Genomic DNA, 12,567 nt, shown 5'->3' on the forward strand with positions numbered 1-12,567 from the left:
GATCTGTTGCGGTTGAACCGGTGATCAAAATGGCACTTTATCCACATGTCAGAAAAATATTTTTTTTATATTTAGGATAAATACAGCTTAATAACCGGTTTTACCTATACTTATGCACAGAGTGATTTATTAAATTGTAATTTTGTTGATAACTTGGGTGTAACTGGATCCTAACGCTTAAAATGCTTTTATCATGGCTTTATCATGCTGATATCAAGACTGTTTGTTAGATTGCCGTTAAGGTAACCACAAGTTGGTTTTATTGCTGAGGCCAACCTGGGAGAGACTAACGTTATCCTGTTCTTCCTGAGATATACTTGTGTTTGCGGGTGCTTGCCACCCGCTTTTTTTATTGCAGCGTTTTAATAAAGTCAGGTAGCCAGCGCAGGGCATGTTCCTCTGGTAGTTCGGCATCCTGGGCATCAATTTGCAGTGGCATTAACAAGCATTTTGCCTGCTGCGTATCTAGTAAACTCGCTATTTTTTCGCCAGCCAGACAAAAAGTATCGTAGGCAGAGTCACCTAAAGTGATCACGGCATAAGAAAGTGTGGTAAGATCACGCCGATCTTGTGCTAATTGATCCGCAAAGGGTTGAATATTATCAGGCAGATCTCCTGCGCCATAGGTGGATGTGATCACTAACCAAACCCCGGAAGGGTTAAGGTGATCCAGTTCGGGTTTCAGATGAAGTGTTGCTTCATAGCCCGCTTGTACCAGTGTTTCAGCAACTTGTTCTGCCACATATTCCGCTGCGCCCATTTGGCTGCCAACGAGGATGTCTATCATGATATGCCTCTTGTCATAAAAATGTTTGGCTATACTACTGGAATAAAATCAGTTAAAGCTATGCTTTGGTCTGATTTACGTGCTTTTACTGCTCTGCAGGCTAAGTAAAAGCAACAATAGCACTACCACTACGCCTGCGTGTTATTGAGGTTTAAACAACGTATGTCTGACACTGTGTCATTTTCCCAGCTAATGCTGCCTGAAGCTATTGTTCGTGCTGTTACTGAACTTGGCTATGAAACGCCGTCGCCTATCCAGGCTGCTGCTATCCCCAAACTATTAGCTGGCGAGGATGTATTAGGCCAGGCGCAAACCGGTACCGGTAAAACCGGTGCTTTCGCGCTGCCTTTATTAGCACGGCTTGACCCTGCGCAAAACGATCCACAAATTCTGGTTCTGGCGCCAACCCGTGAGCTGGCGATTCAGGTTGCTGAAGCCTTCCAGGCTTATGCCCGTTATATGCCGGCTTTTCATGTTCTGCCGTTATACGGTGGCCAAAGCTACACTAACCAGCTTAAATCACTAAAACGTGGCTCTCAGGTTATCGTGGGTACACCTGGCCGTATTCTCGATCACTTAGACCGTGGTACTTTAAAGCTGGATAAGTTGCGCGCTATCGTGCTGGATGAAGCTGACGAAATGCTGCGTATGGGCTTTATCGACGACGTGCAAACTATTATGGATGCTACGCCGCCGGGCCGTCAGGTCGCCATGTTCTCAGCCACTATGCCTGCGCCTATCCGTGCTATTGCTCAGAAGCATTTAAAAAATGCTGAAGAAATTAAAATTGCCTCTAAAACCAGTACCGTTGAGCGTATTACCCAACGTTATGTGATGTTAGATGGTAACCAGAAGCTGGATGCGTTAACCCGTCTACTGGAAGGCGAAGAGTACGATGCCACTATCGTGTTCGTGCGCACCAAAAGCGCCACTGAAGAAATTGCCGAAAAACTGGGCGCACGCGGTTATGCCGTGGCCTGCTTAAACGGTGATATGAATCAGGCACACCGTGAACTGACCATTCGTAAAATGAAAGCTAACCAGCTGGATATTATTGTGGCAACTGACGTTGCCGCCCGTGGTTTAGACGTAGAGCGTATCAGCCTGGTAGTAAACTACGACATTCCTTACGACAGTGAAGCCTATGTCCACCGTATTGGCCGTACCGGTCGCGCCGGTCGTGAAGGTAAAGCGATTTTATTCGTGTCACCACGTGAGCGCCGTTTACTGCGTACTATTGAACATGCTACCAAACAGCCAATTGAGCAGATGTCACTGCCTACCGGCCGTGTGATTGAACAGCGTCGTATAGAATCGTTCCGTGAACAGTTAGCGCAAACCATTGAAACTCAGGATTTAAGCTTCTTCCAAACGTTAATTAACGATTGGCGCGAGAAGATTGAAACTACAGAAAATGATCTGGCTGCGGCTTTACTGTTTTTAGCGCAGAAAGACCAGCCGTTAAACGTTGCCAGCCAGTTCCCGGAAATCCGCGAGCCGCATGCCCGTGGCGAGCGTGAAGAACGTCCACGCCGTGAGCGCTCAGATCGCCCTGAACGCAGTGGTGAGCGTCCGGATCGTGGCCCACGTGTTAAGCGTGAAATGAAAGGCGATTACCAGACTTACCGTATTGAAGTAGGTAAAGAGCACGGTGTGCGTGCAGGTGATATCGTTGGTGCAATTGCCAACGAAGCCAATATCGACAGCCAGTTTATCGGTAATATTAAGCTGTTTGATCATTTCAGCACTGTAGAGTTGCCGGCAACTATTCCGAATGAAATTTTCCAGCACCTGAAAAAGGTGTATGTGCGTAAGCAAAAGCTGAATATCACCGTAGACAGCGGCGCGACAGCTGCGCCAGCAGGCGAGCGTCGTCCGTCAAACGGCCCTGGCCCACGCCCTGGTGCTGCGCCACGTGCGCCACGTAAACCGCGTGATTAAGTTTTACCCTGTGTGATAAAACCCTGCCGCGGCAGGGTTTTTTATTGGCGACAGATTAACCACTGCACGTGTTAAACAGTGCTTGTTTGCCAGGCTGAAGTTTCTTATTGTAGAAGGCTTGCTTAACATCCTGAAAAATAACAGAGCAGCTGACTATGCCAAGCGTTTCATCCCGCTTTACTTTACCGCCGTTACCCTTACTTAGTTTGCTGGCGACATTGCTGTGTAGCAGCGTTGTCAACGCAGATGCTATTCGTCAAACCAAAGGTGACTTTGAAGATAAGTTTCGTCAGTTAGACGAAGTATTGCCAACGCCTAACGTATATCGCAATGCGGCCGGTGAACCGGGCCAGCAATACTGGCAGCAACAGGTTAACTATAAAATGGACGTGGAGCTGGATGAAACCGCGCGCCGGCTCAGTGCTAAACAGCAAATAAGTTATAAAAATAATTCACCGTACAGTTTGAAGTACCTTTGGCTGCACTTGGATCAGAACATCTTTAAAAACGATTCAATGGCCGAAATGAGCACCGACTTTGGTGGTATTGGCCGGCGTGGCCCTGCCACGTCGATTGGCGATGGTGACATTACTGCGCGCTTAAGTTTGGAAGAGCTGCGCCGGCAACAGTTTATGGCTGACAATGAGCTGGGCTTTGTTATCAGCAACGTAAAAAGCAGCAGCGGCAAAGCCTTACCGGTTACACTGGTGGGCACTTTGATGCGCATCGATTTGGATAAGCCGTTAAAACCGGGCCAATCGGCAGATTTCAGCCTCGATTTTGCCTTTAATATTGTAGAGGAAGATGCGGTATCGGCACGCTCCGGTTATGAGCACTTCCCCAAAGATGCCCGTGAAGGTGGCAACGATATTTTCTTATTGGCGCAGTGGTTTCCGCGTTTAGTGGCTTATACCGATTATGAAGCCTGGACCAATAAAGAGTTTTTAGGTCGTGGTGAGTTTACCTTGGAGTTTGGTGATTATGATGTCCGGTTAACGGTACCAAGCGACCATATTGTATCGTCCACCGGCGAGCTGCAAAACAGCAGCAAAGTGTTAACTAAAGAGCAATTAGCCCGACTGGAACAAGCTAAAACGGCGAAACGACCGGTGTTCGTGGTTACTGAAGCGGAAGCGCTGGAAAACGAGAAAGCCGGTACAGAGCAAAGCAAAACCTGGCATTTTAAAGCAAAAAATGTGCGCGATTTTGCCTGGGCTTCATCGCGTAAATTTATCTGGGACGCCAAAGGTTATCAACAAGGTGGCACTGAGCAGCCGTTTGTGATGGCGATGTCGTTTTACCCCAAAGAAGGCGGTGAGTTGTGGCAGAAGTATTCCACCGAAGCCATAGTACATACGATGGAAGTGTATTCACGCTTCTCGTTTGATTACCCGTATCCGGTAGCGCAATCGGTAAATGGTCCGGTTGGCGGCATGGAATATCCGATGATCACCTTTAACGGCCCGCGCACTAAGTTGCAGGACGATGGCAGCCGCACATACTCGCAAGCCGAAAAACGCTTTTTAATCGGGGTGGTGATCCATGAAGTAGGCCATATTTACTTCCCGATGGTGGTGAATTCCGACGAGCGGCAGTGGACCTGGATGGATGAAGGCTTAAACAGCTTTTTAGACGGTGTTGCCGGTCGCGAGTGGGACCCGACTATTCCGTGGGGCGTAGAGCCGCGTGACGTTGTCGACTATATGAAATCCGACGTCCAGGTGCCGATTATGACGCAGTCTGACAGCGTATTAAAGCTGGGCCCCAATGCTTACACCAAACCGGCTGCTGCGCTGAATATCCTGCGCGAAGTGATTTTAGGTCGCGAACTGTTCGATTTTGCCTTTAAAGAATACGCTACACGCTGGAAGTTTAAGCGGCCAACACCGGCAGACTTTTTCCGTACTATGGAAGAGGCCAGCGGCGTTGATCTGGACTGGTTTTGGCGTGGCTGGTTTTACAGCACCGATCATGTTGATATTTCACTGGATAAAGTGTTTCAGCTGCGTTTAGACAGCAAGAACCCGGACATTGATTTCGAGCGCCAGCGCCAACAGGAGCTGGATAAACCGATGCCGCTGTTTGTTGAGCGTAACAAAGCGCAAGGCAAAGTGCTGTGGATTGATAAAAACCAGGATGTGCGCGACTTTTACGATGACAACGACCGTTTTACCGTTACCAACAAAGAGCGCAATACCTATAATAAATTTCTGCATGAGTTAGAGCCGTGGGAGCGCAAAGCGTTTGAGCGTGCAGTGGCAGAAGATAAAAATTACTACGTACTCCAGTTTAGCAATAAGGGCGGTTTGGTAATGCCGATTTTGCTGCAGCTGAACTATGCCGACGGCAGCAGCGAGCAGCAGTATATTCCGGCCGAGATTTGGCGCCGTAGCCCCAAGGCAGTGAATAAACTTATTGTTACGGCCAAAGATAAAGTGCTGCAGGACGTAGTAGTCGATCCGAGGTGGGAAACCGCCGATGTCGATATTGAAAACAACTTCTACCCGCGGCGGATTATTCCGTCACGCATTGAAGCTTATAAAGCCGACAAGAGCAAAGCAAAAGTCAGCCGCGATATTATGCAGGACAGCAAAACCGAATTGAAAGATCTGGCGAAAAAGCCAGAAGACGGACAAAAGGATAATAATTGATGCGTAGGCTGTTAGCCTTGTTGTTAATGGCTGGCGTTTGCGGCCAGTTAGCGGCACATGAAATGAAAACAGCACTGACTAAGGTGCTGTTTAATCAACGCAGCGGCAATATCGAGGTGATGCACCGCTTTTATGTGCACGATGCTGAACACGGCGTAAAGCAATTGTTTGATGAAGGCGCTGACTTACTCAACAGCGAGCAAACTCAACACACCTTCAGCCGCTATGTTAGCGAGCATTTTGCGTTAACCTCTCTAAGCGGCGACGCCATCAACCTGACGTTGATTGGCGGACAACTGGAGGGCCGGTTTTTCTGGGTGTATCAGGAAGCGGCTATGCCGACCGGGTTAGACGGTTTGCGGATTAAACACAACGCCTTGCAGGCATTGTGGCCAGCGCAGGTGAACACGGTAAACGTTGAAGGCCGTGGTGAGGTAAAAAGCCTGAGCTTTGACAATAAAACCGGCTGGCAGCAGCTAAGTTTTTAGCCTTGGCTTTAAAAGTAACCGGCCAGGCGCCATATATCAGCCGGTAGACAAAATCTGGAGCTGAGCATGATTATCGCCTGTTCGAATTGTAATGGCTTAAATCGTTTGCCGGCAGAGAAGCCGGCACTTGAAGCGCGTTGTGGCAAATGCAAACAGCCATTGTTTAGCGGTGAGCCGCTTGAGCTTACTGCGGCTAATTTTAGTGCCCACGCCCATAAAAGTGAGCTGCCGTTGGTGGCTGATTTTTGGGCCAGCTGGTGCGGCCCGTGCCAGAGTTTTGCGCCGGTTTTCAGTCAGGCTGCACGTGAGCTGGAGCCGCATTTTCGCTTTGGTAAAATCAATACTGAGCAACAGCAGCAGTTGGCGACGCAGTTCAATATCCGTTCTATTCCTACCTTAATGCTGTTTAAACAGGGTAAGGTTGTGGCACAGCAAGCGGGTGCTCTACCCAAGCAAGCCTTTTATCAATGGTTATCACAGTATAAGTAAGTATTCACTCGCATTTCGGAGGCTTTATGACATCACAGGTTTTTACGCTCAGCAGTCCGGACGTTAAAGAAGGCCATTTTATGGCCACAGATCACGAGTTTGATGGCTTTGGCTGCAATGGCAAAAATATATCGCCTGAGCTTAACTGGACTAACGCCCCGGCCGGTACTAAAAGCTTCGCCGTTACCGTATTTGACCCGGATGCGCCTACTTGCTCGGGTTTCTGGCACTGGTTGGTAACCGATATTCCGCAGGACGCTAAAGGTTTAGCCCGTGGCGCCGGTAAAGGCAGCCTGCCAACGGGCAGCCGCAGTTTTAACAATGATTATGGCAGTAAAGACTTTGGCGGCGCTTGCCCGCCGGAAGGTCATGGTATGCACCGTTATCAATTTACCGTGTGGGCCTTACCCGAAGAAGCACTGCCGGCCGCTGATGGCGCCAGCTCTGCGGTGGTTGGTTTTATGTTAAATGCTATGGCGCTGGGTAAAGCCACGTTAACGGCAACCTATGCCCGTTAATCATTAAAAAAGGTACATCAGACTAAGGCCGCATACCGCGGCCTTTTTTCTTACGCTAAGCTAAGGTTTTCGCCTTGCGGGGTTAGTACTCTGACAACCACAGCTAATATTATGCCGCAACGTTTCTATGTGTTGCTAGCCGGGTTTTTCAGCCAGTTACTTTGCCTGGGTGTGGCCCGCTTTGCCTATACCCCGCTGTTGCCATTAATGCAGCAGCAAAATGTGCTGGATGACGCCAGTGGTGGTTATCTGGCTGCGGTTAACTATCTGGGTTATATGGCCGGGGCTTTGCTGGCGGCCAGCCTGAGTAATCTTAAACTAAAAGATACCCTGTACCGGCTTGGCTTAATTTTAGCGGTGCTGAGCACTCTTGGCATGGCGTTAACCGATAACGTTTGGCTGTGGTCGTTCTGGCGCTTTGTGGCGGGCTTAAGCAGCGCTTGTTCCATGCTGATTGCCTCTGGCCTGATTATGCATTGGCTGTTAAGCCACAAACAACGGGCTGAACTGGGCATCCACTTTGCCGGCTTAGGCTTTGGTATTGCACTTGCTGCGGTATTGGTAGAGCTGATGCTAAGCCTGCAGCTGGACTGGCGCACCCAGTGGCAGTATTTAGCCTTGTTCGGCGTGTTACTGGCCATTCCGGCCTGGCGCTGGTTACCAAAGCCGCTACAAACAACTTTAACCAGACAGGCTGGCATGGCCGACACGCCACCGGAGAAACGTTTTATCCGCCTAATGCTAGCCAGTTATTTTTGCGCCGGTTATGGCTATGTTATCAGTGCTACTTTTATCGTTACCATTGTCGAGCGTATGCCGGGTTTAAGCGGCAGCGGTAATCTGAGTTTTATCGTTTTAGGTTTAGCAGCAGCACCGGCGGTATTGTTGTGGGATTTAATTGCGCGTAAAACCGGCTACCTGAAAGCTATTATGCTGGCGTTGTTGGCACAAAGCGCCGCTATTTTACTGCCGCTATGGTTTAGCTCGTTAACGGCAGTATTGCTAAGCGCGGCCTTATTTGGCGCGACCTTTGTCGGGGTGGTTAGTTTAGTGCTAACCATGGCAGGGCGCTTGTATCCGAGTAAACCGGCGAAATTAATGGGCAAGATGACCCTGGCCTACGGTAGTGCACAGGTAATAGCACCGGCCCTGACCGGTTATCTGGCTGAAATAACAGGCCAGTACGATATTGGCCTGTATCTGGCCGCCGGCTTTGTTACGTTAGGTGCGCTGCTGATAGCGGTGTTGATAGCAACGGACAATACTTCACAGCAGCTAGATGTCTTGCCTTAGCTAATTGACTATACAAAAAATTATTTAAATAAATCAGTAATATGCTTGTATCTTGATGGCCAATAAGAGGGGGGCATGTCGGAACAAAATAAATCGTATCGTAAAGAGTACTTGCTTTACTCATAGGGTAATTAAACAAATATGCTAATCATAAACTACTTTATGATCTTTAGATTTGGGTTTGGATAAGATAGCCTTAAAATCTTTAATAATTTGTTGTCAATTTATGTTGGTTTGCCTAAATTAGACTAGTCATAAGAATTGTGTATAGCTCGAGGGATCGTATGAGTTCATTAGATTCGCACGTTGGAATTGTTCTGAATCAGTATGCAACTAGGCTGGAAACCGAATTCGAAAGTAATATATTTTCCTATTATGGGCAAATTCACCCTAATTTTCTTAGCCACTTTCGAGATAGATTTGAGGCATTTGTTCAGCAGAAATCATCTACAAACGTTAAAAAAGACACTGTCTCGTTTGTTATTAATACGCCTGGTGGCTCAGCTGAAATGGTTGAGAAAATGTCCGAAATTATCAGATATCATTTCAAAGAAGTTCATTTTATCGTTCCTGATACAGCTATGTCGGCCGGCACAATCCTTTGTATGTCAGGGGACAAAATTTTTATGGATTATTCCTCTTCTTTAGGCCCTATAGATCCCCAAATTCAGACTGCTGATGGAAAGTTCGTTCCAGCACTTGGATACCTGGACAAAATCGAAGAAATGATCGCCAAAGATCGAAACAATCAGTTGTCAAATGCTGAGTTTGCACTGTTTCAGAGCCAAGATTTAGCAGAACTCAGAAAATACGAACAAGCGAGGGATTTGACCAAGGAGCTATTAACAAAATGGCTAGTCGAATTTAAATTCAAAGATTGGAATGTCCATAGAACCGACCGTGCTAAGGTTGGGAAAGAGGTGACGATTGCCGAGAAAAGAGAAAGAGCTGAGGAAATTGCTCGATTACTGGGGAATAACGGTCATTGGAATAGTCATGGGAGAATGATAAGCTTGACTAAGTTAAGGAACGAACTCCGATTAGAAATTGAGGATTATACAGACCAGCTGGATCGTAGAAACATGATTAGAGCGTATAACGATTTATTAACTGATTATGTGCAGAGGAATCGGATACCTGTGTACATGCATCATTGTTAGAACAGGAGTTATTATGACCTTAGAAGACAAAGTTCGAGTATTGCAAGACAGGGGCCCTAAGTTCTCGAGTGAACAAGAGCGAAAACAATTCGAAGAAAAAATGCAGTATATACAAGAGCTTAAAGATAAAGGCTTAGTTAGGAAACGTACTTATAACCTTGCTATGTCTGGCACGCTTTGTAATACATATTAGTTAATATCCCGCCTACTTAAGTTACAGTGTTGCTTTGATAGCAACACTGTAACAATGTTGTTTGCTTTGAATCTTAATTGAGGGACGACTCGACTAGGGTAAACACGGTTCCAGAGACTCTCTCAGTTGTTTGGCAAAAAACGTTGTAGAACTTGTTGAGAACTTACATGACCCAGTCTTTGTGAGCTCTCCATTGGCGCTAACACCGTTTTCAAATTCTATTTTGAATTTTAATGAATCTAATTTATATGTTTTGCCGTCAAGAAGAGCTTCTAGATCTCGCCTCACATCAGTTGTACCTTTAACATTTATTTTTGCCAAGCAATCGAACTTGGTACGGACTCCATAGCAAGAGATATTATCTATAGTGAGTATGCAATTTCTACTCTCTATCTCTGAAATCCACTTTTCTATATCGAAATTGATATCCGCAACTACGACACCTAGTCCAACCATTGATCTGATTTCATTAATGAATTTTCTTAGGGAGCGGGGCGGATCAGTTATGCTTAGGAGTTTCGATTTGCTATTCCATGCAAATTTGCAGATGTAATAGACGGTGCTTTGACTTTGTATTTTGTTCCCCATTGGGTCTTCTATGTATACGTTTTCTATAGTTTTTTCTATATATTTACCAGTTAGTGATTCACTGTTGGAAGAACTTAATAAGAAGCCTCGGCCTGACTTTTCAGAATACTGATTTGCCAGCATTAAACTGGATAGCTCTCTCAACGAAATTGGGAGTTCGGAATATAGCCATCTCGTGCTTATCATTTTCATTCTTCCAATGAATTGATGACAGTTTTGTATGCTTGCTCCGCAGCTTCTCGAAGCAGCTTGTTCATCGTGTCGTTCTCTTTAGGTGTTGCCGCCCTTCTGGTTATATTGAAAGACTTCGTTCTTTCTTGAAAGTTATAAATTCCGCGAACCATGTATTTGAAGTCTGTACAGTCTGATGGAGAACCGAATTGTGTCTCGAACTCTACTTTGTCACCACCTTCAACTCCAGATATCCCAGTCCAAATTATTTTATATATGAAGAAACCTCGCTTGTGGAGTTGCTGGAACTCCTGAGAGTCAAGGACCCCTTCTCCAGCAAGCGCAGCTCTATTTATATATGAAGCTAACCTTGCTTCTCGTTCATCATCATCATCTTCACTCTCATCTTCGATCGTGTGGAATACGTCTACGCTGGTTACCGTATCAAATTTATACCCCGGCACGTTTCGCACAAGTACATCGAAAAATCTGCTTCGAGTCTCTGGTGATATGATGCTTGAAAGGTTAATACTGAACTCTTCAATCGTTTGACCATCCTGGAGCTGAGCGCTTAGTACTTGCTTTAGTCTAGAGGCGATATCTGCAGCTTTCTTAGTTGAAGGCATTTTTAACACTACGCCTTCATTAGTTTTTTCAATCTCGATATCACAGGTTTTTACTGCACGTTGACGTAACTCAGTTTTTGAGAAATCAAGATCGACGTAAGTCACAGATAGCTTGGTTGTACCGTTTTTCTGAGTTAATTTAACGGAGTTATCAATTTCTATGTTTGACTTTACAGTCGTGCAAGCTTTTCTAACATCATCTTCGGTTACTTCAAATTTTAAGGTCGTATGTGTAGATTTTTCTTTCTTGTTCGGGTTTTCAAGTAGCTTGGTTAGCCAAATAAAATCATGATACCCAAAGTTCAGCGAAGTAATTCGCTCAATCAGCATGTCCTTTGGAGCATTTAAAGGAAAAAATATTCCTCTAGTTCTTAAAAATTTTAGTAGTTCTAATTGTGTTACTTTCTTGTGTTGCAAAGCATCAAAAATGTTCTTATCCGTTGGGATGTAGATTGCTGGACCGGTAGCATTACTCATACTGCATTCCTATCTCAATTTCACTGAACCTTGTCGTGAATTGCTTAATCTGGGCGCACTCAACGCGTGACATTTGTTTACGCCTAGCTTCATCCTCACCCCAGATTCTCATGTACTCAATTTTTGCTTTTTCGAAATTTGAGATAGCGAAATTAGAAGGGTTTACCAAGCGGACTCTTATTTTGTAATCACTCACGAGCATTTGATAGTGTGACATTGCATCAATCAAATAGATGAATTCTTCAATAGTTTCACCTGATGGATGGTAATAAATAATAAAGCCATCTGAAATCATATCTTCAACTCCTCGATGTTTGATTATTAGCCAAGGAGCTGTAAGAGCTTCTATCGTAGCGGCTTTCTTCCATTCATCACCATTTCGTCTAGACCGAACTAAGTCAGGGTAGAAAAACGTGTAGTTTTCAATGCTTGGGAGTAAGTCGTCTCCCTTTAACATTTTCAGATCACATACTATGTTCAGAAGTTTCTCTATGAGATCTGGCCCCATCAAAGTCAGGGAGCCGAATTCAGATATTGGGATTTTTTCAAAATCGATTGTATTTATATGATCTTGGAAATTTTTATCGAAATCGCCATCATGGTTATAGATAAAGAGAATTCCTGATACCTGATCAAATCCATCAGGTTTTATCAAATATAGTTTTTGCCAGTCTTCACTGATATTTGCGCACTCTGTAGCAATAGCAAGTGACTTCAACGCCTTGGTAATAGATGTAACCTGGATTGACGATTTCGCATAACTCTTAAGATCAACGTTTTGATAGACTGTCATTCCTGAATACGGATCGTCATAGTAAAAAACTACATCGGAAGGATGGGTTTTTTTACCGTGGCTATCGGTAACACATTCCCAATCAATATCACGTGGTCCGGATGAACTCCATTTAAAATACTTAAAAAGCTCATCAAAAACGAGCTTGGCCATTGTTTCGATATTTCCAGTCTCTGACATAAGACACTCTCATTTAGCGAGTTGCTAATTCTGTTCGCATAGCCAAACTATTACGTGATGTGTCTAAATGCAATCCAAAGTTTAAAAAAGTAATTAAGAAAATGTTTTGAATATAGAAGATCGCAGTCTGTTTACGCCGATCATCTTTTTTTAATAAAATTCCGAATTTCTCTGGGTACTAATGCAGTTATCCGGAACTTCCGGATAACTTA

General features: G+C 45.2%; 11 protein-coding genes. 8 read left to right on the forward strand and 3 right to left on the reverse strand.

What is annotated here, in order from left to right:
* Nucleotides 1-349: 349 nt before the first annotated feature.
* Nucleotides 350-787, reverse strand: coding sequence for an FMN-binding protein MioC (mioC, locus tag MJX74_RS20480; protein WP_240224882.1), 438 nt, complete (start codon nucleotides 785-787; stop codon nucleotides 350-352).
* Nucleotides 788-949: 162 nt separating this feature from the next.
* Between mioC and MJX74_RS20485 the strand changes: the two genes are divergently transcribed.
* The 8 genes from MJX74_RS20485 to MJX74_RS20520 all read left to right on the forward strand — a co-directional run bounded on the left by MJX74_RS20485 (nucleotide 950) and on the right by MJX74_RS20520 (nucleotide 9,520).
* Entirely contained in the window at nucleotides 950-2,728 is a 1,779-nt protein-coding gene (locus tag MJX74_RS20485; RefSeq protein ID WP_240224884.1) for a DEAD/DEAH box helicase, read from the forward strand.
* 155 nt (nucleotides 2,729-2,883) lie between these two features.
* Entirely contained in the window at nucleotides 2,884-5,379 is a 2,496-nt protein-coding gene (locus MJX74_RS20490; protein WP_240224885.1) for a M1 family metallopeptidase, read from the forward strand.
* Nucleotides 5,379-5,867, forward strand: a complete 489-nt coding sequence (locus MJX74_RS20495; protein ID WP_240224887.1) for a DUF6702 family protein — start codon at nucleotides 5,379-5,381, stop codon at nucleotides 5,865-5,867. The genes MJX74_RS20490 and MJX74_RS20495 overlap by 1 nt, the downstream gene beginning before the upstream one ends.
* 66 nt (nucleotides 5,868-5,933) lie before the next feature.
* Complete coding sequence (gene trxC / locus MJX74_RS20500) at nucleotides 5,934-6,356, forward strand: thioredoxin TrxC (protein ID WP_420851428.1); 423 nt, start codon at nucleotides 5,934-5,936, stop codon at nucleotides 6,354-6,356.
* 26 nt (nucleotides 6,357-6,382) lie between these two features.
* The gene (locus MJX74_RS20505; RefSeq protein WP_240224888.1) at nucleotides 6,383-6,874 is read left to right on the forward strand and encodes a YbhB/YbcL family Raf kinase inhibitor-like protein; all 492 of its coding nucleotides are present in this window, start codon (nucleotides 6,383-6,385) and stop codon (nucleotides 6,872-6,874) included.
* A gap of 111 nt (nucleotides 6,875-6,985) precedes the next feature.
* Complete coding sequence (locus MJX74_RS20510; protein WP_240224889.1) at nucleotides 6,986-8,167, forward strand: YbfB/YjiJ family MFS transporter; 1,182 nt, start codon at nucleotides 6,986-6,988, stop codon at nucleotides 8,165-8,167.
* 284 nt (nucleotides 8,168-8,451) lie between these two features.
* Nucleotides 8,452-9,327: an SDH family Clp fold serine proteinase gene (locus MJX74_RS20515; protein ID WP_240224890.1), complete on the forward strand. Its 876-nt coding sequence runs from the start codon at nucleotides 8,452-8,454 to the stop codon at nucleotides 9,325-9,327.
* A 13-nt stretch (nucleotides 9,328-9,340) separates the two neighbouring features.
* Complete coding sequence (locus MJX74_RS20520) at nucleotides 9,341-9,520, forward strand: hypothetical protein (protein WP_240224891.1); 180 nt, start codon at nucleotides 9,341-9,343, stop codon at nucleotides 9,518-9,520.
* A 776-nt stretch (nucleotides 9,521-10,296) separates the two neighbouring features.
* Here the strand turns inward: MJX74_RS20520 and MJX74_RS20525 are convergent.
* Together MJX74_RS20525 and MJX74_RS20530 are read right to left on the reverse strand one after the other, a co-directional pair.
* Nucleotides 10,297-11,382 carry a DUF4518 domain-containing protein gene (locus MJX74_RS20525; protein WP_240224892.1) on the reverse strand — a complete coding sequence of 362 codons (1,086 nt, stop codon included), beginning with the start codon at nucleotides 11,380-11,382 and terminating at the stop codon, nucleotides 10,297-10,299.
* The gene (locus MJX74_RS20530; protein WP_240224893.1) at nucleotides 11,375-12,355 is read right to left on the reverse strand and encodes a PD-(D/E)XK nuclease domain-containing protein; all 981 of its coding nucleotides are present in this window, start codon (nucleotides 12,353-12,355) and stop codon (nucleotides 11,375-11,377) included. The genes MJX74_RS20525 and MJX74_RS20530 overlap by 8 nt, the downstream gene beginning before the upstream one ends.
* Between the last annotated feature and the right edge of the window lie 212 nt (nucleotides 12,356-12,567).

It is taken from the genome of Rheinheimera hassiensis (assembly GCF_022436675.1).
In the GTDB taxonomy this organism is placed as follows: domain Bacteria; phylum Pseudomonadota; class Gammaproteobacteria; order Enterobacterales; family Alteromonadaceae; genus Alishewanella; species Alishewanella hassiensis.

Coding starts and splice junctions, on each gene's coding strand:
- MJX74_RS20515 (WP_240224890.1), top strand. CDS start 8,452: ATGAGTTCATTAGATTCGCACGTTGGAATTGTTCTGAATCAGTATGCA.
- trxC (WP_420851428.1), top strand. CDS start 5,934: ATGATTATCGCCTGTTCGAATTGTAATGGCTTAAATCGTTTGCCGGCA.
- mioC (WP_240224882.1), bottom strand. CDS start 787: ATGATAGACATCCTCGTTGGCAGCCAAATGGGCGCAGCGGAATATGTG.
- MJX74_RS20525 (WP_240224892.1), bottom strand. CDS start 11,382: ATGAGTAATGCTACCGGTCCAGCAATCTACATCCCAACGGATAAGAAC.
- MJX74_RS20510 (WP_240224889.1), top strand. CDS start 6,986: ATGCCGCAACGTTTCTATGTGTTGCTAGCCGGGTTTTTCAGCCAGTTA.
- MJX74_RS20485 (WP_240224884.1), top strand. CDS start 950: ATGTCTGACACTGTGTCATTTTCCCAGCTAATGCTGCCTGAAGCTATT.
- MJX74_RS20520 (WP_240224891.1), top strand. CDS start 9,341: ATGACCTTAGAAGACAAAGTTCGAGTATTGCAAGACAGGGGCCCTAAG.
- MJX74_RS20505 (WP_240224888.1), top strand. CDS start 6,383: ATGACATCACAGGTTTTTACGCTCAGCAGTCCGGACGTTAAAGAAGGC.
- MJX74_RS20495 (WP_240224887.1), top strand. CDS start 5,379: ATGCGTAGGCTGTTAGCCTTGTTGTTAATGGCTGGCGTTTGCGGCCAG.
- MJX74_RS20490 (WP_240224885.1), top strand. CDS start 2,884: ATGCCAAGCGTTTCATCCCGCTTTACTTTACCGCCGTTACCCTTACTT.
- MJX74_RS20530 (WP_240224893.1), bottom strand. CDS start 12,355: ATGTCAGAGACTGGAAATATCGAAACAATGGCCAAGCTCGTTTTTGAT.